Raw genomic sequence first — 21314 nt, 5'->3', positions numbered from 1 at the left:
GTGTTGCGCGCTCGCTTCGCTCACCGCGCCCTCCGTTGAGTCCTTTCGCTTCGCTCCAGGACTCAACGGAGGCAAACCTGGGCCGCGTTGCGGCCCCAAGGTCCGGGCTTCGCCTGGACCAGTGGCTCCGCTGCGCTCCAGCCACCAAAACCGCAGCAGCAGGACGTCTGGGCTGGCGGTCCACCGCGGCGAGGAAGCGGTGGACCGCCAGGGGCTTCTACTCGGGCTGCGTCACCGTCAGGGCCCACCGGATGCTCTCCTGCGAGGCGTCGATCCCCACTGTGAAGGACCCTCGCCGCACGACACCCGCGTCCATGGTCGCCGAGCCCGCACCCACACTGCCGACAGGGCAGTCCACCGCGAACTCGGCAACCCGCACCTGCTGTGACTCCATCGTCGCCACCACACTGTCTCCACCCTCACAGGCCACGGTGAGTACGGTCGGCAGTCCTTCCCACGCACCCCCTGACGCGACTCCACCGTCTCCCGTCATCTCCTCAACCCACACCAAACCCTCCGGCCCGGGGTGCGGAAGAAGACCTCCAGTTGCTGCGGCAGGCATTGCCCCTGCCAGGCCAAACGCCGCCACTATCAACACGGTTGCAATCTTCCTTGCATACATCACGCCTGTCCCTCCCAGCGACTTGTCATGGAACACACATCGTGACGCAGGGCAAGGTCCGCGCACATGAGTACACGCACTCATGACACCCACTCCGGGAACACGCCCACCCGTAGGGTGGCATCCAGGTATAGGCGCGCTTTGAGTGACCGTCAGGATCCTCTTCGGGCTTTCGGTGATACCAGCCGGGCAATCTCATGATTCTTATGCTTCATTTTGATGCACGAGATAGACTCTGGAGCCGGAGCACACCACTCCGGAGCACTTCGGGGCCTTATGAAGTTCCACTCACTTACCTCGTAAGCGTCCCGGCTGAATCAGATAGCCGACAACAGTGCCACTTCCACCGTGACCTCAACGGCTTCTCTGCATGCAGGTTTCTTGTTCCCGCCGCCCGAATCTACCCGGCCGGCCCCCAGGAGAAGGCAGACGGGTATGTCGACCACTAACCGTGCTGATCAGCGTGAGGCCGCCCAGCGGGAAGCCGTTGACGCGGTCCTCCGCGCCCTCGAATTTCCTGCAAGATCACTTGTGCCCGAGCAAGGTCTCCGGACTCAGGTGATCATGGCAACCGGGTCCGGCAAAACCCGGGTGGCGGTCCGCAGTGCGGAGGAGCTCCACGCGGGCCGTGTGCTGGTGCTGGTACCGAGCCTGGACCTGCTCTCTCAGACCGAGTCCGCGTGGCGTGAGGGGGGCCGCCGGGGGCCGATGATCGGGGTGTCCTCGCTGCGGGGTGAGGAGGTGTCCTTCCCCAACACCACGGACGTGGATGAGCTGGTGGAGTGGGCGCGGGACCTGGAGAAGGTGACCGTGTACGCCACGTACGCCAGCCTGGGGCTGGGCACGCTGGAACGGGCGCACGCCGCCGGCCTTTCGGCCTGGGACCTAATTGTGGTCGATGAGGCGCACCGCACTTCCGGGCGGATCGGGAAGCCGTGGGCGGTCGTGCACGACAACCAGAAGATCCCGTCCCTGCGCCGCCTGTACATGACGGCCACACCAAGGCTGTGGCAGGTCGGGGACGAGGACCAGGACGGCGCGCCCGGTGAACTGGTGGCGAGTATGGACGACGACCCCGACTCGGCCTTCGGCAGCCGCTGCTACACGCTAACGCTGTCGGAGGCGATCGACCGGGGGATCTGCGCGCCGTACCAGGTCGTGTGTGTGGACATCACCGACACCGCCCTCCAGGCCGCGCAGCTCCTGGGCGCCGAAGGCCGCTCTGAGCAAGTCCGCGGGGCGCGGCTCGCCGCGCTGCAAACCGCCCTCGTGAAGGCGTCCGCGGAGGAGAACTTCCGCCGCACGCTCGTCTTCCACCACGTCGTCAAGGAAGCCGAGGCGTTCGCGACCGGCCTCCCAGCTGTCGCAGCCCAACTGCACGCCGCCGACCCCGAGCTGTACCCGGCAACCATCTGGGCCGACTGGCTCTGCGGGGACCACAAGCCGCTCCACCGCCGCCGACTCCTCGGGGAGTTCGCGGCCGGGATCGTCACGGACGGCACCGTCGTGGAGAAGTGCTTCCTCTGCTCGGTGAAGGTCCTGGGCGAAGGCGTCGACACCAAGAACTGCGACTCCGTCTACTGGGCGGATGTACGCGGCTCCATGCCGGACCTGGTCCAGGCCGTGGGCCGCGCGCTGCGGATGCAGCCGGGCGAGGGCAAGATGGCCTCGCTCGTGGTGCCGGTGCTGCTCGGGCCTGGCGAGACGGTGGACAACATGCTCACCTCCCGGGCGTTCGGCGGGCTCGCCAAGCTCTTGGAGGCGCTGCGGGCGCACGACGCGCGGATCGTGGAGACCCTTGCGGAGCAGCAGGCCCCGAGCCGCTACAAGCCCGTCAGCAAGGATGACAGCGGGAAGAGCACGGGCGGGAGCGGCGAAGGCTCCGGAGGCGTCAGTGCTCCCGCCAAGGCGCTGCTGAAGTTCAGTACGCCCCGCGACCCGGCCGCCCTCGCCGCGTTCATCAGCCTGCGCGTCGTCAACCCCGAGCACGAGCACTGGCGGCGCGGCGTGGAAGCAGCCGTCATCTACGCCTGTGAACACGGCGACCTCCGCGTCCCGTTCACGTTCCGCGTGCCCGCCATCGACGACCAGGAGAAGGAAGCCACGGGGTGGCCGGCCTCGCTCGCCGGGTTCCCGCTGGGGCAGTGGACCGCTGATGCCCGCCGGTTCTACGCCCGCGGCAAGATGGACGAGGACCGCATCGAGCAGCTGGAGAAGCTCGGCATGATCTGGTCGCACTTCGACGTCGCGTGGGAGGAGGGCCTGTCCGCCGCGCGCGGGTGGGCCGCCGAACACGGGCACCTCCTGGCGCCGCTGGACGCCACCTTCCAGGGAGCGGCGGTGGGCATCTGGCTGAAGAACGCGCGGGCCGCCGCCCGGAAGGCTCGGGAGATCAAGCGGCGGCGTGCGGAGGGGCTGCCGGTGGAGTCGTCGGCCGGGGCGCTGTCGGACGAGCGGCGCGAGCAGTTGGAGGAGATCGACGCGTCGTGGTGTCCGTCGTGGCCGGTGACGTGGCAGCGGTGCTTCCACCTGGTGCGAATGCACCGGGACGCGGGCGAGGCGCTGCCCACCGAGGCGGGCGGGGTCCTGCGCCAGGGCGAGGACCTCGGGCGGTGGGTGACGTCGGTGCGGTGCGGGTGGGACCAGCTCACCGGCGTGCAGCAGTGGATGTGCGAGCAGGTCCTCGGGATCACACCCGTGCCCGAGGACGAGAAGCCGCAGAGGCCCCGTACGCAGGCCGACAAGTGGACCGCCAACCTCGCCGCTGCCCGGCAGTTCTTCGAGCGCGAGGGCCACCTCAAGGTCCCGCGCAAGCACGTGGAGACCGTGCTCTCCGAGGACGGCCGGGAGGACCAGTTCCGTCTGGGGGCATGGGTCGACAACCAGCGGAGCAGGGCCGCCGCGCTGACCCCGGAGCGGATGGAGCAGCTGTCCGAGGTCGGGATGCGGTGGTCCTGATGACGGCCGTCGTCGTCGCCGCGGCCGCCGCGCTCGCGGCCGGCTATCTGCTCGGACGGCTTCGCCCCTGGCGGCGCGCGGGCGCCGGGGCGGCCGATCAGGTCCGCTTCACCGGGGCGTGGGTCCGGGGCGGCTCCGGCCGCCAGGCCGTCGTCGTCCTGGTCCACGTCGTCACCGCGCCACGCACCAGCTGACGCATCATGCGCGCCCCGGCCACCGAGACGCGGGTCCCGGCGCCCGTACGCGATCCGGACTGGATCGCCAACCGCGCCGACCAGGAAGGAACCGCGTGAACACCGACGGCACCGACCAGAGGAACGACGTGACAACAGCCAGCAGCGAGGACGGAACGGATACTGCTGGCTCTGCAGAAAGGCACAGGGCGACAGTGCGGATGACGGAGCTGAAGCGGATGTGGATCCGGAATCTGGTGTCACACCAGGTCTTCGACGGATACACGCCTGCCGGCGATCCGGAGGAGCGCGGGCAGGGGCACCCCGCGTCGGGCGGAGTACGGCCGCCCGAGCAACGAGGGCTCTACCAGGTCCTCGCCAGGTGCACCGAGCCGGAGCACCCCGGCGCCTCGGAGGTGACCGACCTCGCCAGCGCCGACTCGGTCGAGGAGGCCGCGGTGATGGTGCGCCGCGCGAAGGAAGGCAACCTCTACGGGCCCCCCGGGCCTGTACCGAATCGTGGAGGTCTTCGAGGACAGCCCCTCGAACTCCGCACGGCACATGCTGGACGCGCTCTCGCAGACCGCCTCCGAGATCGGGCGCGCCGCGGCCGCTGTGGTCGGCGCGTACGAACCGGGCCCCGAAGCGAGCGACATGTTCGAGGTGCTCACCGACTTCTTCCACCGCACCGTCGTATACCTCTGGCACCTCGCCTACCCCGGCGATCGGGGCGACGGCAGCACCCCCAAGCAACCGCACGGCAGCGACCACGGCCGCGCCCTGGCACGCCTGCTCATGGCCCACCCGGAGGCGCTGGGCACGCCGCTGGCAACCACCGCCGCCTCCAGCACCCTGCCGCTGGCCCACCTTCAACAGCCGGGCTCCCCTCCCCGGTGGAGGAACCGGCCTCGGCTCCGGTGTAGGACGCGAGGGACGTTTTGGCCGGCAGCAGAGCGGTTCCCGTGGGCCCTTGCCGTGCCGGGCGGGTGCCACTGGCCGGACGGGGAGTTCCTGGACGTCGCGCTGAGCGCGGTGCGCGCTGGGGAACACGAGGGGTACGTCGAGCGCCTGGAGGCGTTCGTGCAGCAGCACCGTGCCCGCCTGGAGGAACTGCTGCGCGCGTACGGGCCGGGCAGCAAGCCCGCCTCGCACGGCCGGTACGCGTTGATCGGGCAGCCCGAGACCCTGGTCATCCTGGAGCGGATGGAGGCCGTTCCGATGCTCCTGCGCGGCCAGTGGGAGAAGGAGCTGGAAGACGTCTTCCTGGACGACCTCGAGTTCGCGTGGGGGCCGCGCATCCGTCTCAGCCGGTGAGCAGCCGGAAACGAGCAGCGGGACCGGGCAGGGTGATCCTGTCCGACCCCGCTGTCGTCGGGTCAGCCGAAGTCGAGCGTCTCCTGTGCGAAGTCGGCCGGGGGCGGGCTGGGCGGGGGCGCCGGTGCGCCGTCCGGGCGGGCGGCTTTCCAGCGTTCGGCCAGCTCGTCCTTCCTTCCCTTGGGCGGGGGCCATGGGGCGCCCCGGGCGGCGAGCTGGTCACGCTTCCAGCCGCCGGTGGGCGTGCGAGCGGCTTCGACCTCTTCGGGCGAGGGCAGGTCGGGCATGGTCAACGGCCGCGGAGTTCTCCGCCTCATCGGGGATGATCAGATCGGTGAGCTGCCCCGCAGTTGGCATCCGTCCGCGGTTGACGACGACTGCGACGAAGATGACCACGACCGGCAGCAGAGGGATGAGGGCCGCGTCGGGCGATCCGAGGAACGCTGCGCCAGCCATCACCAGGACTCCCGTGAGCCCCACCACGAGGGCCCGCAGACGCTCTCTCGGTGCGGCCGGAGTCACGCCTGCGAGGTGGTCTGCGTCGAGAAGATCGTCGATACGCCCCTCGGCGTAGCGTTCGGCGATGGTCAGGAGCATCACACGGTGAGGTCTTCCAGAGCGGGGCCCGGCTTGGAGTCTGAGGGGCCACGAAGTTTCCGAACAGCCACCCAATAGGGTTGTCCTGAACAAGGAAACGAGGAAGAAGTGGCGCCACCCAGTAAGTACTCGCCGGAGTTCCGCGAGGAAGCCGTCCAGATCGCGTTGAGGTCAAGCAAGACGATCTCCGAAGTCGCCCGGGAGCTTAAGCTGAACCCGGAGACGCTACGCGGCTGGGTGAAGAAGTACCAGAAGCAGCAGGAACCGGCTCCCGATGCGGAACTGACGGTGAACGAGCGGGCGCGCCTGAAGGAACTCGAACGACGCAACCGCGAGCTGGAGATGGAAGTTACCTTCCTGAAAAAAGCCGCAGCGTACTTCGCGAAGGATCCCCGGTAGCAAGCAAGTACGAGTTCATCGACGAGATGCGGCTCGACACCGAGGAGTACGCATACAGCGTCGAGTTCATGTGCGGCCGACTCGGCGTCTCCAGATCCGGCTACTACGACTGGAGATCCCGCCCGGAATCCGCGACAGCTCAGCGGCGCGAAGAACTGAAATTGCTCATCGAGAAAGCCTTCGACATGTCCGACAGCACCTACGGGCACCGGCGCATCCAGGCCCAGCTGCACCGCTGGGGCGTCGCCGCGGGCGTGGAGCTGGTCCGTCGCCTCATGCGCGAACTGGGCCTGGTGCCCTGCCTGCCACGGCCGAAGAGGTTCAACCTCACTCAGGCCGCGGCCGGCCAGGTGCCGGACCTCGTCGGCCGCGACTTCACTGCGGATGCGCCCGGCAAAAAGCTCGTCGGCGACATTACCTATATCGCGACCGGGGAAGGCTGGCTGTACCTTGCAACGGTCATCGACTGCTGCACGAAGGAAGTCATCGGTTACGCGATGGACGACCACTACCAAACCCCACTGATATCCAGGGCAATTCGCAACGCGGCACGCAACAGGAACCTTTCGGTCGGCGCGATATTTCACTCCGACCGCGGAAGCAACTACATGTCAGCCGAGTTCGGGAAGACGCTCGACCGGTTCGGGCTCCGCAGATCTTCCGGCCGCACCGGGATCTGTTTCGATAACGCCATGACCGAATCATTCTTCGGCGCCCTGAAGAACGAGCTCGTATCAAGGGTGACTTACCTGACCCGCGAGGCCGCTCGGCAGGACATCACTCGCTACATCGAATTCTGGTACAATCGCAAACGCCTCCACTCGGCGGTGGGTTACCGCCCTCCGTGCGAAGTCCACGCCGAGTACGAGAAGTTGCGAATCGCCGCGTGAAATAAACGGTCAGAATCCTGTCCGGAAAACGCGAGGCCCCTCACTACGTCCGCACTCCCGAGTTCGCGAGAGTGGCCGAGCGGATCGAGTTCGTGACCACACTCACGTCACACCTCAACGTCCTGCCCTTCGACGACAAGGTCACCCGCGCGGCCTTGCTGTCCCAGATCGTCGGCAAGTAAGTTCCCGACTCCGTCACCGTCTATCCGCCCTTCTACACCGACCACGGGCTGGGCATCGACTTCGGCGAGTACGTCTTCGTCAACCAGGGCTGTGCCTTCCTGGACCAGGGTGGCATCCACCTGGGCAACGGTGTCCTGATCGGCCCGAAGACCAACCTCATCTCCTCTGACCACCCCCTCACAGCGTCCGAGCGAAGTAAGTTCATCACCGGGCCTCCATCACGATCGAGGCCAACGCGGGGCTCGGCGCGGCAGTGACGGTTCTTCCCGGTGTCACGATCGGACGAGGTGCCGTGGTCGGCGCCGGAGCCACTGTCACGAAGGACGTTCCCCCCGACACCCTGGTGATCGAACCGGCCGCGTTCGCACGCAAACAATGGAACGACTGAGCACAAAGGCCGACAGCCCTTGCAAGTTCTCGACTCAGTCTCCGTACTCCTGCACCTGCACCTGCCAGCCGTCCGGCACCTCACGCACATCGAAGCTGGGGGCGAGGATTTGATGGATGTGAGAGTCGTCGTTCCAGGAAGCGAGCGTCTCCCCGAGAGTACTCATGATCGGCTCGCGGACGTTGTCGAACAGAACAACAGGTTCCAGGTCCAGCTGGTCAGAGGTGCGGGGCGAGCCACTGCGCCGCGTAAGTGCCTGGCGCTGTCGCTCTGGCCCGTCAGTACAGGTCGAGAACCGCGCGGAGCGCTTGACTGACGCGGTCCATGACGTCCGTGACCACAGCGCCCTGGAGTTTCGCGCCGTCGAAGCGGGCAGTCCTCATCTGCTGAAGGGCGACGGCCACGGCTGTGCACGGCAGGGGGTCGATGATCACGACAAACATCGCCGTGTCCGGATAGACCACGGGACGGTGCAGCACGATGGCCAGGACCGCGCCGTATGCCTCTTCCATGCCGTCAAGGGACACGACCAGGATGTTGCGCCCGTCGCTGAGGGTCCTGGGTCCGGCTGGGGACCGCAGACCCGCGGCCCGGGCACCCGGTCACGCTTCACCGCCGGTCTCGGCATCTTGATGGTCCTCCAGGCGATCCAGCCCTCCTACGGTTGGCTCTTCGGCAGCCGCCTCCTGGGCGTTTACGACGCCTACCGTCGCCGCAACCAGCCGGCGCTGTTCGCCGAACTCAAGCAGCGCGTCGGCGGACAGCGCTGCTTCGAGCACGCGACCGAAGCCCTGAACGTGCTCACCCGTATGAGCATCGTCACCGGCAAGGACCTGCCGGCCTTCGATCTGGAGGACCTCACCGACTACGCCCGGGCTCGTCAGGCCAACGACCGCACGGTGACGGCCCTGCCGGACGTATCGGGGTCACGGCCACCGTCCAGCTGTTCTCAGGGGGTTGTCAGTGCCAGGTGGCAGCATGCCGTGGTATGACCGCATCGATCAGTGAGTCGTGGACGCGAATCGAGAACTGGCTGGCCGAGCATGCGCCGGCGACCCACGCCGCGCTGGCGCCGCCTGCGAATCCGGCGGACATCGCCGCGACCGAACGCGTTTTCGGCCGGCAACTGCTGAAGCCCTTGGTGATGTCGCTGCTGCGGCACGACGGTCTCCTCAACCTGCCGGGCTCGCTGCTGCCAGGGTTCTACAGACCGATGAGTGCGCGCGAGATAGCGGCTGCGTGGCAACTTTCCACCCGCTTCTACGACAAGCGCACGGCGGACGAGAAAGGAGAGGAGGCGGACTACGACTTCATGAAGATCGGGTCCAGTAGCGTCCTCTACGGACACCCGCAGTTGATCCCCATCGCGCGGGACCTCGGCGGGGGTTACCTCGTGCTGGACCACCGTCCCGAGATCGACCGTGGGCGCATCCACGAAGCCGACGCCGTGGAAGGCATTATGCGCGTATCACACGAGATGTGGACGTCCCTGCCAGTGCTCATGGAGGCGATCGCCACGTCTCTCGAGACCGACCAGCCCCTCAACGGCTACACGCCGGTAGTGGACGAGGAGCAGAGGCTGTACTGGGACTTCATACCGCTGCGCCGTGAGCATGCTCTGAATGGTGGCTTTGACCAGGCTGGGTTTCTGCCCATGCGGCGGCGATGAGGGGGCGATGCAGGTCGGCCCGTCGGATGCAGATCCCGATGGCGAGGTGGCCGGAGCCGGAGGGGGTGGGGGTGGGCAGCTGTCGAAGTCTCGTGCGGACGCCGCTGTGCTGCAGCACAAGGTCGGGGATGATTCCCGTGCCGTAGCCGAGGGCAACCAGGGTGAGCAGGGCTTCGTGACCGTTGGCCTCGGCGGCGATGTGCGGATGGATACCCAGGCTTCGAAACCAATGGTCGGCGGCGGTGCGGACGAGTCCTTGACGGGGCAGGACGAACGGCTTGTTGAGGTCAGGCGCCTGCTCGGCGGTCGCGGCGGTCGGGGCGGCGGCCTGGACGAGGACCAGCGGGGTGTGCGTGATCTGCCGAGTGAGCAGGGTGGCGGGTAGGCGGTCGGGGAGGGCTGCGACGGCAAGGTCCGTCTCGCTTTGGTCGAGGAGGGCGAGGGCAGATGCGGCATCCCCTGTGCATAAGGAGATGTGTACGCGCGGGTGCGTGGAGCGCAGCGGGGCGAGCAGGTCGGGCGACAGGCTTTCGCAAGCCGTGACGGAGGCGAACACCCGCAGGTGCCCGCTGAGGTCGTCGACGGTGTCTCCGTTGTGGGAGCAGGCCCATAGGTCCAGGGCTTCTGCCGCGTAACGGCGGAAGGAGCGGCCGTGGTGGGTCAGGGACGCTCCGTGCGTGCCGCGTTCGAGGAGTCGGTGTCCGGTGGCGGTCTCGAGCCTCTGCACAGTCCGGGACAGCGTGGCAGGGCTGATGTGGCAGTCCGCAGCGGTGCGGGTGAAGCTGAGCGTCTCTGCGAGGTGCAGGAAGAGCCGGTACTGGTCGTGGTCCTGCATCTTTCACCTTCCGCAATACCGCGGTGCGTAAGTTGGTGTTGCCGCGTGTCAGGTGGTGAGCCTACAAACGGTGCATGCCACGAAGCGACACCACACATCGCCGCCCCGCCTGGTACTTCCCCGAGTACACGCCGGTCGGCATCGACCTCGGTAGCAAGGCTGCGGTTGCCGCCTACGACCGTAACCAGGGCACCGACTCCGATGCCGATGACGCGCTGCTGGACCGTCTGGGGGTCGGCGAAGGCAGCTACCTGGTCGGCTTGGCGTGCGGCACTGGCTCACTGGCCGTCCAGGCCGTGCGACGCGGTGCCGTCGCCCACGGGGTGGACGTCTCCGAGGAAATGCTCGCCTTCGCTCAGGCGCGGGCCGAGCGGTTCGGTGTTGCCCCGCACTGGCACCGCGCCGGCTTCCTGGACTACACCCACAGCGGCCCACTCGCTGATGTGGTCACCACGAAGTCGGCCCTGCACCAGCTCCCGGACTTCTGGAAACAGCAAGCGCTGCTCAACGCGGCCGGGATGCTCCGTCCCGGCGGCACCTTCTACCTGTGGGATGTGATTTTCAGCTTCGAGCCGACCAGTTCGGAGGAGCACCTCCAGCAGTGGATCGACACGGCAGGCCGCCCCGAGGGCGAGGGTTTCACCAGGGCCGACTTCGAAGCCCATGTCCGAGACGAGTTCTCCACCTACGCCTGGATCATCGAGGGGATGCTGCGGCGAGCCGGATTCGACGTCGTCTCCAGGGCTTTTCCCCGCTCCACTCACGCAGAGTTCTGCTGCCGCCGCCGGTAGACGCTCACTCAGCCATGTCGTGCCTGGTCGTTTCAAGAGAGCAGCCAGGCACGGCCGAGCAGTGACCCCGGGTGCTGATCAGGAGGGAGGTTTCTTCGTCCACTGGCTGGTGCGGGGGCTTTTGCGGATCAGGCGCCTGGTCATCATGGTGGTGAGTGCCCAGTTCAGGTGCGCTTCGGAGTGCAGGGGCAGCCGTTCGTAGTCGCGTGCGTTGCGGCGGGCGTTCATGCACCAGCCGATCGTGCGCCGCCCGCTGATCCGAGGGGCACCAGCGGGCGTCAATTCCACGGTTCCTGGTGCGGGTCTTCACCCAGCACCTTCGCTGCGGCTACACAAAGGTCTTCGCCGAAGAGCTGGTTGCTGCCCCACCCGGAGCCCCACAGGTCGGACGCGGCCTGAGCCACAGCACGCCAGGAGAACTCCTCGTCGACTCGCCACGTGCGAACCTGAACAGCCATCTCCGGCGTGATCGTCGCTGGATCCACAGTGTTGTCCGTCATGCCACTGACCCTAGGGACGTCGCGGAGAAGCTAGTGCCGCATCAGGCAACGTTTGCCCTGCCTGTACGGTCAGGACATGGATGCAGGGCACCAGCCGACGCTTGATGAGGTTGAGGATTGCTTCGCGTCGCTCATCGAGGGTCGGCTGACGAGGGATGAGGCTGACCGCTGGGCTGCGCGGTGGGTGGCCGACGACCGGCTTGCTTGGGACGACCTCTCGTGGTGGGCGCTGAACCTCCTGTGTGGAATTGACCTGCCCGCGGATGAGGGCGGCGGCTACCTGCACGACGACGAGCAAGTACGGGGTTGGCTCGCTGAGCTGAGGAAACGCCGAATGGTGTGACACGGCCGGGATACCAGCAGCCAGGGTCCAGGACGCTGGCAGGCTGTGCGCATGGCCGAGCGGGTACGAATTCGTGAGATTGATGATGACGAGGGCCGGCGGTTGCTGCGGATCATCCGCCGCGGCACCGGGTCGGTTGTGACCTGGCGCCGGGCCCAGATGGTGCTGCTGTCCGCGCAGGGCATGGCCGTGGCGAAGATCGCCGAGGTCACGTTCACCAGTGCGGACCGAGTCCGGGATGTCATCCACAACTTCAACACCGACGGCTTCGCATCGCTCTACCCGAAGTACAAGGGCGGACGGCCGAAGACTTTCACCCTGCCCGAGCGCAGGGAGATCAAGAAGATCGCCAAGTCCAGGCCGACCGAGCACAGCCTGCCGTTTTCGACCTGGAGCCTGGTCAAGCTGGCCGACTTCCTGGTCGCCGAGGGGGTGGTCGACGACATCAGCCACGAGGGCCTGCGCATCCTGCTCCGCGAGGAAGGCGTCACCTTTCAAAGCGTGAAGACCTGGAAAACCTCCAACGACCCCGACTACACCGCGAAGAAGGCCCGCGTCGAGCACCTCTACGCCATCGCCGACCGTGAGGTCGTACCCGAGCCGGGCGAGCCCGAGGTCATCTACTGCATGGACGAGTTCGGCCCGCTCAACCTCCAGCCGCACCCCGGACGCCAGTGGGCCGAACGCAGCGGCCGGCACAAGGACCCCGACCGGGACCCCAGGCCCAGACGGCGGGCCACCTACACCCGCCCGCACGGCGTCCGCCACCTGTTCGCGGCCTACGACCTGGGCAAAGACCAGCTCTACGGCCACATCAAGAAGACCAAGAACCGTTCCAAGTTCCTGGAATTCTGCCGCTACCTGCGCAGCCTCCATCCCGCGACGGTAAGGATCGCCATCGTCTGCGACAACTACTCCCCGCACCTGACCACGAAACGCTGCCAGCGGGTTGCCACCTGGGCTGACGCGAACAACGTCGAGATCGCCTACACCCCGACGAACTCCTCTTGGCTCAACCGCATCGAAGCCCAGTTCACCGCCCTGCGCTACTTCACCCTCGACGGCACCGACCATGCCAGCCACAGGGAGCAGGGCAGCATGATCCGCCGATACATCATCCGGCGGAACAAGCACGCCACCGACGAACGCCTACGCGAGGTCGTAAACAGGGCAAACGTTGCCTGATGCGGCACTAGCCACAGGATTACGTTCCCTCTTGCACGTTGGACAGGGCCCAGAGCTTCATCTGCAGGACTTGGCAAGCGCACCGACATCCGGGAACTCCCAGTTCCTCACGAGCCGGGAGTTCCGCGCGCTGATCCGACAAGATCCGAAAGAGAGGACCAGGCTGAGCCGCACCTGACCGTCGCGAGCACCTTCGGAGGCCGCTGGCTCGGAACCGTCCTGTTTGCCTGGATCCTCCCGCTCTTCACGATCGGGCTGACGACCTCGTCCGCCTTTATGCTCGATCGGCGCTGGCCTGCTGACTGGTCCCCGCCCTGGTTCCTGTGGCCGCCCCTCTTCGCTTTCGGCCTCACAGCCTGACCTTTGCCTGGCGCATCTCGTTCGGCCAACTGCAGGACACCCGACGATCAACTACCTTCCAGGAACAGCACAGCGACGGGACCCAGCCGGAGTCTTCGCCCGCACCGGCCAACGACTCCTCACCCTCGAAACAGGCATCTGGCACAACTGGACCACCGGCGCCAAGACCAAACGATCCCTGATCGCCTATGACCACGGAGAACATCGGACTCATTCATCTAGATGAATGAGTCCGATGTCTGTGCTGGTCGCGACCATGGCGAAGGGCGCCCGTTGGTCAGTGTGTGAAGACAAACCTGGACGCCCTTCTGGCGGCACTGTACGTGTTCATCGACGACCATGTGGCGCCTTGTCGCCGGATCGGGCGACCCCCGAAACTGACGGACGCCGAACTGCTGTGCCTGGCAGTCGCCCAAGTCCTGCTCGGCTTCCCTTCGGCCCGGCACTGGATCCGTTTCGCCCACGCCAGGCTCGGGCACCTCTTCCGCTACCTGCCCCAGCAATCGGCCTACAACAAGCGGCTCAACGCCGCCGGGCCCCTGATCAGCCACGTGATCGAGGCCCTGGCCCGGCAGGTCCCGACCTGGCACGACGACCTCCGGCTGATCGACTCCACCCCACTGCCCTGCGCGGCCTCCCGCGAGACCGTCAAACGCTCCGGCCTGGCCGGGCACGCCGGCTACGGCTACTGCCGCAGCCACTCCCGCTTCTTCTGGGGATTCCGGCTCTACCTGGTCACCACCGCCGAGGGCATGCCCGTCACCTGGTGCCTGGCCAACCCGAAACTCGGAGAACGGGAGGTGATGGCCGCGCTGCTGGAGCGCGACCACCGCCTCGTCCGGGCCGGGCAGGTGATCCTGGCCGACAAGGGCTTCGCAGGGAAGGAGTTCGAAGCCTTCTGCACGGAGCGGCTCGGTATTCACCTGGTGCGGCCGGACCGCAAGGACGAGCCGGCCCGGCACGGGAAGATCGCCCGTGTCCGGCAGTGGATCGAGGCCGTCTTCGACACCCTCAAAGGCCAGCTCAGCCTCGAACAGCACGGCGGCAGAACCCCGGCCGGAGTCTTCGCCCGCACCGGGCAACGACTCCTCGCCCTCGCCGCCGGCATCTGGCACAACTGGACCACCGGCGCCAAGACCAAACGATCACTCATCGCCTACGACCACTGAGAACATCGGACTCACTCATCTAGGGGGCCGGCCGGCGAGGTTCGTCGATGACCGGGTTCTCCAGGGCTCCGATCTTTTCGATCTCGATGCGAACGGTGTCGCCCGCCTTCAGATACATGCCGGGCCGGTGCCAGGCGATGCCGCTCGGGGTGCCTGTGGCCAGTACGTCCCCGACCTCCAGAGTGAACGCACTGGAGAGGTAGGCGACTTGCTCGTACAGATTGAAGAGCATGTCCGCAGTGTGTCCGTCCTGGCGCAGGTCGCCACTGACGTACGTACGCAACCGCAGATCGAGCGGGTCACCGATCTCATCGGGGGTGACGATCCACGGACCGATCGGGCCATGTGTGTCGAACGATTTGCTGACCACCATGCCTGGCTCAAGGGTCTGCCAGTCGCGCACGCTGACGTCGTCGATGATGGTGAATCCCGCGACTACGTCCAGCACCGATTTCTTCTCGTTCGGAACGTCCTTGCACCGCTTGCCGATCACCAGACCGAGTTCGCCCTCGTAGTCGACCTCGTCCGGGGCGATGGCCGGGATCCAGATCGGGTCGCCGGGTCCGATGACGCAGGTCTGCTGTTTGTTAAACCATGCCTGGCGGGTCGGCCGCTCCATGTGGGTCTCTTCGAGGTGAGCCGCATAGTTGTAGCCGATCGCCAGAAACTTGGGCGGCCTGGGGACCGGAGCGCACAGCTTCACCTCCGACACGGGCAGCCTCGGGGCCGATGCTGCGGCGGCCGACACCTGTCTCGGGTCGCGCTCCAGCAGTTCGATCATCGTCTCCAACGACGGATCGGCCGCTGTCAGGTCCACCACCTCGTCACCGTCGACGAATCCGACATGCTGTCCGGCGTCGGCGTCGGCGTCGAATGTCGCGAGTTTCATCGCTGTACCTCCTCAGCGTCGCCCTTCGACCGACTTCAGCCGATCTCAGGCATACTCGCCTTAATTACGCCTTAGGTATCAATCTCCGGCAACTCGGAAACGGCTGGGCTTCTGAGTCGTACGAGGCTTTGGGGGGAGCGGCCCGTCCACGTTCCCGCTTTCGCTCTGTTCACCCGACGCGGATGTCGGAGTAGTCCAGCGTGATGAAGGGGTCGGCGAGCGGGCCCGGCCCCTCGGGGCCGGGGACGAAGACGCAGCGGCGGGTGGGGAAGACCGGTCCCGAGAACTCCTGGTGGCCGTCGATCATGCGCACCGGCGGGAATGCCGCCCGTAACCCGCGGCGCGTAGTCCATACGACGCTGCAGGCAGTGCTCGTCGTAGTAGAAGGTCTGGTTCTCGGTGTGGACCGTGATGTCGTCCGGGAAGGTGACGCCAAGGCGCCGCTACCCGTCGCTGAGGCCGGGCGCGGGTCCAGGGAGGCTGCTCCGGTGCCAGATCCCGGATCCGCACGCATGGCAGGGTCAGCAGATAGTGGGCTGTGAGGTAGTTCCAGGTGGCGTAGCCGACGAAATAGAGGGCGTGCAGCCTGTCCCAGGGGGTGTCCGTCCGGAACCCGTCGAATGAGGCGAGGGGGTGTCGGCATTCCTCGACCGTGCGCACGTCCTCGGCCACGACAGACACGCGGTCGAGGGTGAAGACGCCCCGCAGTCCGGCCTCGGTGTAGTCACGGAGGACGGTACGTTGCGTTCCCAAGTCGACCGTGACCTCGTGGCTGCCGAGGACGCCGGGCACCTGGTGCAGCGCCCACACGGGCCCGCCGATGCGCAACACCGCCGTCACTGCCGTGACCTTGCTCCAGCGTTCCTTGCCGCCGTGAGCTTCCATTACGAGATCCAGAAGATGTGACATTGTCGCGCCCTTCCCTTGACGGGGTGTCACGCCTCGATGGGGTGTCACGCCCGACGCGGCGCTGTGGCGGATGGGCGAGTCGGAGTACGGAGCCGGGCGCGCCCGTCAGAAGCCGGGCGCGCGCCTTTCGGGGGCGCGGACGCACCCGGTGCTGCGGCGGGCTTCGGCGCCGTCATGCCTTCGTGAACTGCGGGTAGAGGGCCTCGATGCCGAGTGAGATTCCTGGCTTGATCTGTCGGGTGAGGACGTCGGCGACCACTTCCAGCCGACCCTTCCATCCCCCGCATGGGATCCTTTCAAAGAGCGTTTCGTCCTGGCAGGGGTGTTTGATAATGCAGCAACGTGGTGGACGATGACGTGGTGTTGGTCCAGGTAGAAGCGGCGCCCCGGACGTCGACAGGTTCGGCGAGAGTGTGTGTTCGTTCCGACGTAGGCACCGCGGTGGTGCTCTGGGCCGGTGCTTCAGAAGAAGCGGGCGGCGAGCATCACGTCGAGTGGAGCATTGACGAGGACGTGTCCTGGGGAAGCAGCATGTGGCCAGCCGCGGTGCCCTCTTTCGGCCTCTGGGGGGGTGCCTCTATGTCTTTCGTCAAGACGCCCAGGTTGGGTTTGGGGTGGTTTGGCTGGCTGGGGTCATGCGGCGAGTTCGACGTCCTTGGGGACGCGGGGTTCGTAGAAGGTGCCGTCGCGGAGCATGGCGAACAGGACACTGATGCGTTGACGGGCGAGGCGGAGGAGGGCCTGGGTGTTTGTGTCCTGAACGCGAAAGGGATCTGTTTGTAGGGCAGCTCCCAGAAGCGATGCTGTGCGAGAGATGAAGGTGTGGCCCTTCGAAGTCGCCCTGCGGGGGGAGGCTTCAAACCGCCTCATGCTGCGTTGGCTGAAGACCGTCGTGGTGAGCGATGAGGAAAAGGCATCCAAGAGGTGTCAGGTGGGGACTGGGAAGACGAGTGCAAACGATTTACCGCTGACGTGTCGTAAGACCTTCAGATGGCATCAAAACCGGGGTGTATACCCAGCTCCGGGATAAGCCTGGCGGGTGCCCGTCTATTGGCCAGGTGGTGTCCGGCATGCAGGTGACGTGAGCCCAGTCTGCTGCTTTCGCACGGAACAGGAGAAGGCATGTCCCGACACTGTCCGCCTTTCTGGGCGGGCGACAGGGAGAGCTCCAAGCGGCCGAAACCGTGAGGGGTTGAGTACCGAGGCGGGACATGCCGGCGGACCGGTCCGTAGTAGTGGTGAAGCCCCTGTAACGGGGGTGGAGCGAAGGGACCGGGTCGTTCGTGACTGAGTGTGTCGTATCAACCGGAGCTATCCGGGAGGAGTCCGATGGACCAGTTGAAGTCACCAGTCAAACCGTTCGATATCTCGAAGTGGGAAGTCAAGGAGGCGTGGGAGGAAGTCAGAGCGAACAAGGGCGCACACGGAGTGGATGGGCAGAGCATCGACGACTTCGAGAAGGACCTGAAGAACAACCTCTACAAGGTCTGGAACCGGATGTCATCGGGCTCATACTTCCCCCCTCCCGTGCGTGCGGTGGAGATTCCAAAGCCTCATGGCGGCGGCATGAGAATGCTCGGCATTCCCGCAGTCGCCGACCGTGTGGCCCAGACCGTGGTGGCCAGGCATCTGATGCTAAGACGATGTCTCACGTGGCTGTGTCGTGAGCTGCGGCATCATTGTTCTTTATGGGTGCTGATCTGTCGCAGCGGCTGGTTCCTGACGGGTTATGGGATCTGGTCGCGCCGTTGCTGCCGTCGTTCACGCTGCGTCGCCAGGATGGCGGCACGTCGCCGCTGGACGAGCGGGCGGTGTTCACCGCCGTGGTGTACGTGCTGACCAGCGGGTGTGCGTGGCGGCATCTGCCGCCGACTTTCGGTGTCTCGCCGGCCACCGCGCACCGCCGGTTTACCGCCTGGACGAAGGCGGGTCTGTGGCGTCGGCTGCACCGGGCGGTGCTGGACGAGCTCGGCGCGCGTGGCGAGCTGGACTGGACGTCGGTGATCGTCGATGCCGCCTCGGTACGGGCGAAAAGGGGGGGTCGCTGACCGGCCCGAACCCGGTCGACCGCGGCAAATCCGGCAGCAAGCTGCACGTGCTGTCCGAGGCCCAGGGCATCCCCCTGGTGGTCGGCGCCTCCGGGGCGAACACGCACGACAGCCTGGCCCTCAAGCCACTCGTGAAGGCGATACCGGCCGTACGATCCCGGCGCGGACCGCGCCGCCGGCGCCCCGGCAAGCTCCGCGCCGACAAGGCGTACTACTCCGCCGACACCCTGTCCTGGCTGCGCGAACGCGGCATCATCGCCCGCATCGCCCGCCCGGGCATCGAGTCCTCCGAACGACTCGGACGCCACCGCTGGAAGATCGAGAGGTCCATCTCCTGGCTGTTCGGCTACCGCCGTCTCACCGTCCGGTACGAGCGCAAAGGAAGCCACTTCCTCGCCTTCCTCGGCCTCGCCGCCGCCCTGACCTGCTACAAGAAACTCGCCAAACTCACCACGTGAGACATCCTCTAAGGGTGGAGCCTGTTTTCCACCAAGATTCCTTTGGATACCGGCCCGGGCGGTCTGCGCTGAACGCGGTGGAGCGTTGCAGAGAACGCTGCCGGAAACGGGACTGGGTGGTGGAGTTTGACATCGCCAAGTTCTTCGACAGTGTGCCCTGGGACCTCCTCGTCAAGGCGGTGGAAGCTCACACCGATGCCGTTTGGGTGAAGTTGTATGTGGAGCGGTGGCTTGCTGCCCCGCTCAAGATGCCCGACGGCTCCCTGATGGACCGCGAGTGCGGGACTCCGCAAGGGGCTCCTGTCTCGCCTGTTCTGGCGAACCTGTTCCTGCACTATGCGTTCGATCTCTGCATGGACCGGGAGTTCCCCACCGTCTGGTTCGAACGGTATGCGGACGACGCGGTGCTGCACTGCATCTCGGAGCGGCAGGCCGTCAAAGTGCTGTCCGCTCTGGAGAACAGGATGGCCGAGGTCGGATTGCGACTGCATCCGGACAAGACCCGGATCGTATACTGCAAGGACGGGAAGCGCCGGGGCTCCTTCGGAGTCACGGCATTCACCTTCCTCGGGTTCACGTTTCGCGCCAGGTGCAGTCAGGATCGCAACGGCAAGCTCTTCTTGTCGTTCGACCCCGGCATCAGCAAGGACGCTCTGAAGAAGATCAGCGGCGAAGTGCGGTCCTGGCACCTGCACACGCGCTCGGATCTGTCCTTCACCGACCTCGCCCGCAGGATCAATCCTGTGGTGGCGGGGTGGATCAACTACTACGGCCGGTTCAGGCCGAGCGAGTTGACCCGCTTCTTGAAGCGCATCAACGCCTACTTGGTGCGTTGGATCCGCCAGAAGTACGAACGGCTCGCGCCACTGCGGAAGGCCCTTGCGAAGCTGCGGGAGATCGCTCAGCGGTATCCCCGCATGTTTACGCATTGGCGCTGCACGACGGTGGCCGCGTCAGGTTGGTGATCAGAACGGCAAGAGCCGTGTAACGGGAGACTGTTACGCACGGATCTGTGAGAGCCGAGGGGTGAGACTCCCCTCGGCTACTCGGCGAAGGCGAAGAGGCCGCTCGCCGTCCTTGGAAGCTGGTTCTGAGGGTGCCTTCACCGCTCAGGGAGAATGAGGGCATGGAACTGCGTGGGGACAAGGTCGTGCTGCGGACGATGACGGATGGCGATTCCGAAGTCCTCGGCAGGATCGTAAGAGAACCGGAAGTCGCAGCGTGGTGGCCGCCTCTGGACGACTACGAGGACATGCTGGCCGTTGTTTTCGGGGGCGAGGTCATCGGAGCCGTCCAGTACGACGAAGAGACCGACCCCGAGTTCCGCCGTGCCGGCATCGACATCTTCCTGACGGCGAGTCATCACGGGAAGGGGCTTGGCGCCGACACCGTGCGCACGCTGGCCCGGTGGCTGGTGCAGGAACGCGGCCATCACCGGCTGACCATCGATCCCGCCGCGGCCAACACCGCGGCCATCCGCAGTTATAGCAAGGTCGGGTTCAAACCCGTAGGGATCATGCGAGCGTACTGGCGCAACCACCGGACCGGCGCTTGGCAGGACGGGTTGCTGATGGACCTGCTCGCAGAGGAGCTGACCTGACGCGGTCGGCTGTCGAGGGTGGTCTCGCGCTGCGCGGGGATGAAAACAGCCGCCGCTGTCGATGAGCCCGCGGATCTACGCGATGCCGGAGCCGGTGCACTGGCTGCGGTCGAAGGTGAACAACCCTTTATGGAACGGCAGATCGCCCGGGAGGCCGTCCGCTGGCTCGCGGCCGGGATGGACGCTGAGCGGCTGCACCACCGGCCGACCGCCCGGTTCGCCAAGGTGATGACCTCGGAGATCCGCACCCCGAGCCGGTGGCTGCTCGGGGTGGCGCTGCCGCGCTGGGGCCGTGGACACCTGGACTACGAGTCCGGGGTGCTCGGGTCGAATGGTGAGCGCTGCGCCGTATGCGCGGAAGTTGTCGCCGACAAGTTCACGGCTCGCCAGTGCGGGTCCAGCGCCAGACATCTGGGGCCCCCGGGGCACAGATGAGGGACAGCATCGCGGACGACGGAGGCTCGACTCCGTGGCAGCGCCTACGCGACCGGGTTGTCATTCACCGCCTTCTTCACGAGGGCGCTGAGGGTCTTCTCATGGGCGGCGGTCAGCTTTGTCACAGCGAAGACGGTCGGCCACATGGTGCCGTCGTCGAGCATCGCCGAGTCGCTGAAGCCGATCGTCAGATACCGCGTCTTGAACTTCGCCGCGCACTGGATGAAGCAGACGACCTTGCCGTCCTTGGCGTACGCGGGCATCCCGTACCAGAGCTTCGGGGAGAGCTCGGGCGCGCTGGCCTTGACCAAGGCATGGAGTCGCTCGGCGATGACGCGATCGGCGTCCGGCATCTCGGCGATCTTCTCGACCACGGCGGCTTCCGCGTCCACCTTGCTGCGCGGTCCGCGGCGCGCGCTCGCCTTGAGCTCCTGCGCGTGCTCCTTCATCGCCGCGCGTTCCTCCTCGCTGAAGCCCTCATAGGCACTGCCGCCCTTGCCCGTGGTGGCCTTCTGGGGGTCCTTCATCGGAGGTGCCTTTCCGCGTGATCCGCTGGGTACGACCTTTATGTTAGGAAACAGCCGTAACAAAGGCTTCTT

25 protein-coding genes and 2 pseudogenes are annotated in these 21314 nt (G+C 66.3%); 17 read left to right on the top strand and 10 right to left on the bottom strand.

The features are described 5' to 3' along the window. Window positions 1–217: 217 nt before the first annotated feature. Window positions 218–403 carry a hypothetical protein gene (locus OG214_RS37825; protein ID WP_405983281.1) on the bottom strand — a complete coding sequence of 62 codons (186 nt, stop codon included), beginning with the start codon at window positions 401–403 and terminating at the stop codon, window positions 218–220. A gap of 654 nt (window positions 404–1057) precedes the next feature. Here OG214_RS37825 and OG214_RS37820 point away from each other — a divergent pair. From OG214_RS37820 to OG214_RS37810, 3 genes are all read left to right on the top strand, one after another. Next, on the top strand, window positions 1058–3580 hold the full coding sequence (locus OG214_RS37820; protein WP_405983282.1) for a Helicase associated domain protein: 2523 nt from the start codon (window positions 1058–1060) through the stop codon (window positions 3578–3580). Beyond that, window positions 3580–3774, top strand: a complete 195-nt coding sequence (locus tag OG214_RS37815) for a hypothetical protein (RefSeq protein WP_405983283.1) — start codon at window positions 3580–3582, stop codon at window positions 3772–3774. The genes OG214_RS37820 and OG214_RS37815 overlap by 1 nt, the downstream gene beginning before the upstream one ends. A gap of 498 nt (window positions 3775–4272) precedes the next feature. Further along, complete coding sequence (locus OG214_RS37810; protein WP_405983284.1) at window positions 4273–5067, top strand: hypothetical protein; 795 nt, start codon at window positions 4273–4275, stop codon at window positions 5065–5067. 219 nt (window positions 5068–5286) lie between these two features. On the opposite strand, the gene OG214_RS37805 is transcribed toward OG214_RS37810, so the two are convergent. After that, entirely contained in the window at window positions 5287–5664 is a 378-nt protein-coding gene (locus OG214_RS37805; RefSeq protein WP_405983285.1) for a hypothetical protein, read from the bottom strand. A gap of 108 nt (window positions 5665–5772) precedes the next feature. On the opposite strand from OG214_RS37805, the gene OG214_RS37800 reads away from it, so the two are divergent. Both OG214_RS37800 and OG214_RS37795 read left to right on the top strand, forming a co-directional pair. Further along, window positions 5773–6953, top strand: a protein-coding gene (locus tag OG214_RS37800) for an IS3 family transposase (protein ID WP_405987386.1) whose coding sequence is annotated in 2 segments (ribosomal slippage) — window positions 5773–6037 and window positions 6037–6953 — 1182 coding nt in all. Because the reading frame shifts where the segments join, the coding sequence is not laid out codon by codon here. Window positions 6954–6970: 17 nt separating this feature from the next. After that, window positions 6971–7524: pseudogene (locus OG214_RS37795) on the top strand (DapH/DapD/GlmU-related protein). Between the two features lie 34 nt (window positions 7525–7558). On the opposite strand, the gene OG214_RS37790 reads toward OG214_RS37795, so the two are convergent. Together OG214_RS37790 and OG214_RS37785 are read right to left on the bottom strand one after the other, a co-directional pair. Further along, window positions 7559–7690, bottom strand: a complete 132-nt coding sequence (locus tag OG214_RS37790) for a hypothetical protein (protein ID WP_405987385.1) — start codon at window positions 7688–7690, stop codon at window positions 7559–7561. Between the two features lie 112 nt (window positions 7691–7802). Continuing rightward, window positions 7803–8051: a hypothetical protein gene (locus tag OG214_RS37785; RefSeq protein ID WP_405987384.1), complete on the bottom strand. Its 249-nt coding sequence runs from the start codon at window positions 8049–8051 to the stop codon at window positions 7803–7805. A gap of 105 nt (window positions 8052–8156) precedes the next feature. Here OG214_RS37785 and OG214_RS37780 point away from each other — a divergent pair, with 105 nt between their 5' ends. Further along, entirely contained in the window at window positions 8157–8516 is a 360-nt protein-coding gene (locus tag OG214_RS37780; protein WP_405987383.1) for a hypothetical protein, read from the top strand. Beyond that, window positions 8513–9193, top strand: a complete 681-nt coding sequence (locus tag OG214_RS37775) for an SMI1/KNR4 family protein (RefSeq protein WP_405987382.1) — start codon at window positions 8513–8515, stop codon at window positions 9191–9193. The genes OG214_RS37780 and OG214_RS37775 overlap by 4 nt, the downstream gene beginning before the upstream one ends. On the opposite strand, the gene ilvY is transcribed toward OG214_RS37775, so the two are convergent. After that, a complete protein-coding gene (gene ilvY / locus OG214_RS37770; protein ID WP_405987381.1) occupies window positions 9117–10028 on the bottom strand; it encodes an HTH-type transcriptional activator IlvY in 912 nt (303 codons plus the stop codon). The two genes, OG214_RS37775 and ilvY, sit on opposite strands and share 77 nt — an antisense overlap. Window positions 10029–10102: 74 nt before the next feature. Here ilvY and OG214_RS37765 point away from each other — a divergent pair, with 74 nt between their 5' ends. Then, window positions 10103–10819: a class I SAM-dependent methyltransferase gene (locus OG214_RS37765; protein ID WP_405987380.1), complete on the top strand. Its 717-nt coding sequence runs from the start codon at window positions 10103–10105 to the stop codon at window positions 10817–10819. 87 nt (window positions 10820–10906) lie between these two features. On the opposite strand, the pseudogene OG214_RS37760 reads toward OG214_RS37765, so the two are convergent. Continuing rightward, window positions 10907–11065, bottom strand: a pseudogene (locus OG214_RS37760) (IS5/IS1182 family transposase); the annotation flags it as partial. A gap of 32 nt (window positions 11066–11097) precedes the next feature. After that, window positions 11098–11319 carry a hypothetical protein gene (locus OG214_RS37755; protein WP_405987379.1) on the bottom strand — a complete coding sequence of 74 codons (222 nt, stop codon included), beginning with the start codon at window positions 11317–11319 and terminating at the stop codon, window positions 11098–11100. Window positions 11320–11395: 76 nt separating this feature from the next. Between OG214_RS37755 and OG214_RS37750 the strand changes: the two genes are divergently transcribed. The 3 genes from OG214_RS37750 (at window position 11396) to OG214_RS37740 (ending at window position 14376) form a co-directional block, all read left to right on the top strand. Next, entirely contained in the window at window positions 11396–11662 is a 267-nt protein-coding gene (locus OG214_RS37750; RefSeq protein ID WP_363086384.1) for a hypothetical protein, read from the top strand. A 51-nt stretch (window positions 11663–11713) separates the two neighbouring features. Then, window positions 11714–12847 carry an IS630 family transposase gene (locus OG214_RS37745; protein WP_331745869.1) on the top strand — a complete coding sequence of 378 codons (1134 nt, stop codon included), beginning with the start codon at window positions 11714–11716 and terminating at the stop codon, window positions 12845–12847. Window positions 12848–13491: 644 nt separating this feature from the next. Further along, complete coding sequence (locus tag OG214_RS37740) at window positions 13492–14376, top strand: IS982 family transposase (RefSeq protein WP_405987378.1); 885 nt, start codon at window positions 13492–13494, stop codon at window positions 14374–14376. 19 nt (window positions 14377–14395) lie between these two features. Here OG214_RS37740 and OG214_RS37735 read toward each other — a convergent pair whose 3' ends face one another. Further along, window positions 14396–15265, bottom strand: a complete 870-nt coding sequence (locus OG214_RS37735; RefSeq protein ID WP_405987377.1) for a fumarylacetoacetate hydrolase family protein — start codon at window positions 15263–15265, stop codon at window positions 14396–14398. Window positions 15266–15434: 169 nt separating this feature from the next. Further along, entirely contained in the window at window positions 15435–15578 is a 144-nt protein-coding gene (locus tag OG214_RS37730; protein WP_405987725.1) for a hypothetical protein, read from the bottom strand. A 320-nt stretch (window positions 15579–15898) separates the two neighbouring features. On the opposite strand from OG214_RS37730, the gene OG214_RS37725 reads away from it, so the two are divergent. From OG214_RS37725 to OG214_RS37700, 6 genes are all read left to right on the top strand, one after another. Further along, on the top strand, window positions 15899–16171 hold the full coding sequence (locus tag OG214_RS37725) for a hypothetical protein (RefSeq protein WP_405987376.1): 273 nt from the start codon (window positions 15899–15901) through the stop codon (window positions 16169–16171). Window positions 16172–16516: 345 nt separating this feature from the next. Continuing rightward, a complete protein-coding gene (locus OG214_RS37720) occupies window positions 16517–16957 on the top strand; it encodes a hypothetical protein (RefSeq protein ID WP_405987724.1) in 441 nt (146 codons plus the stop codon). A 905-nt stretch (window positions 16958–17862) separates the two neighbouring features. Next, window positions 17863–18680 (top strand): IS5 family transposase gene (locus tag OG214_RS37715; protein WP_405987375.1). Its coding sequence is split into 2 segments (ribosomal slippage): window positions 17863–18220 and window positions 18220–18680, totalling 819 coding nucleotides; the frame shifts between segments, so codons are not numbered across the junction. After that, the gene (locus tag OG214_RS37710) at window positions 18677–19645 is read left to right on the top strand and encodes a reverse transcriptase domain-containing protein (protein WP_405987374.1); all 969 of its coding nucleotides are present in this window, start codon (window positions 18677–18679) and stop codon (window positions 19643–19645) included. Before OG214_RS37715 ends, OG214_RS37710 begins: the two co-directional genes overlap by 4 nt. Window positions 19646–19806: 161 nt before the next feature. Continuing rightward, complete coding sequence (gene aac(6'), locus OG214_RS37705) at window positions 19807–20280, top strand: aminoglycoside 6'-N-acetyltransferase (protein ID WP_405987373.1); 474 nt, start codon at window positions 19807–19809, stop codon at window positions 20278–20280. 129 nt (window positions 20281–20409) lie between these two features. Continuing rightward, window positions 20410–20715, top strand: coding sequence for a hypothetical protein (locus tag OG214_RS37700; protein WP_405987372.1), 306 nt, complete (start codon window positions 20410–20412; stop codon window positions 20713–20715). A gap of 44 nt (window positions 20716–20759) precedes the next feature. Here the strand turns inward: OG214_RS37700 and OG214_RS37695 are convergent, their stop codons facing one another. Beyond that, window positions 20760–21242: an iron chaperone gene (locus OG214_RS37695; RefSeq protein WP_405987371.1), complete on the bottom strand. Its 483-nt coding sequence runs from the start codon at window positions 21240–21242 to the stop codon at window positions 20760–20762. Window positions 21243–21314 lie beyond the last annotated feature (72 nt).

Source organism: Streptomyces sp. NBC_00872, assembly GCF_045161915.1.
Lineage (GTDB): Bacteria > Actinomycetota > Actinomycetes > Streptomycetales > Streptomycetaceae > Streptomyces.
The sequence above is the reverse complement of the archived record's forward strand: the minus strand, read 5'-3'. Positions and strand labels throughout refer to the sequence as shown.

Bases quoted from the DNA above. Each gene is read 5' to 3' on its own strand.
- OG214_RS37695 (WP_405987371.1), bottom strand. From the start codon at position 21,242: ATGAAGGACCCCCAGAAGGCCACCACGGGCAAGGGCGGCAGTGCCTAT.
- OG214_RS37755 (WP_405987379.1), bottom strand. From the start codon at position 11,319: ATGACGGACAACACTGTGGATCCAGCGACGATCACGCCGGAGATGGCT.
- OG214_RS37700 (WP_405987372.1), top strand. From the start codon at position 20,410: ATGGAACGGCAGATCGCCCGGGAGGCCGTCCGCTGGCTCGCGGCCGGG.
- OG214_RS37745 (WP_331745869.1), top strand. From the start codon at position 11,714: ATGGCCGAGCGGGTACGAATTCGTGAGATTGATGATGACGAGGGCCGG.
- OG214_RS37820 (WP_405983282.1), top strand. From the start codon at position 1,058: ATGTCGACCACTAACCGTGCTGATCAGCGTGAGGCCGCCCAGCGGGAA.
- OG214_RS37775 (WP_405987382.1), top strand. From the start codon at position 8,513: ATGACCGCATCGATCAGTGAGTCGTGGACGCGAATCGAGAACTGGCTG.
- OG214_RS37735 (WP_405987377.1), bottom strand. From the start codon at position 15,265: ATGAAACTCGCGACATTCGACGCCGACGCCGACGCCGGACAGCATGTC.
- OG214_RS37765 (WP_405987380.1), top strand. From the start codon at position 10,103: ATGCCACGAAGCGACACCACACATCGCCGCCCCGCCTGGTACTTCCCC.
- OG214_RS37805 (WP_405983285.1), bottom strand. From the start codon at position 5,664: ATGCTCCTGACCATCGCCGAACGCTACGCCGAGGGGCGTATCGACGAT.
- OG214_RS37815 (WP_405983283.1), top strand. From the start codon at position 3,580: ATGACGGCCGTCGTCGTCGCCGCGGCCGCCGCGCTCGCGGCCGGCTAT.
- OG214_RS37780 (WP_405987383.1), top strand. From the start codon at position 8,157: ATGGTCCTCCAGGCGATCCAGCCCTCCTACGGTTGGCTCTTCGGCAGC.
- OG214_RS37750 (WP_363086384.1), top strand. From the start codon at position 11,396: ATGGATGCAGGGCACCAGCCGACGCTTGATGAGGTTGAGGATTGCTTC.
- ilvY (WP_405987381.1), bottom strand. From the start codon at position 10,028: ATGCAGGACCACGACCAGTACCGGCTCTTCCTGCACCTCGCAGAGACG.
- OG214_RS37790 (WP_405987385.1), bottom strand. From the start codon at position 7,690: ATGAGTACTCTCGGGGAGACGCTCGCTTCCTGGAACGACGACTCTCAC.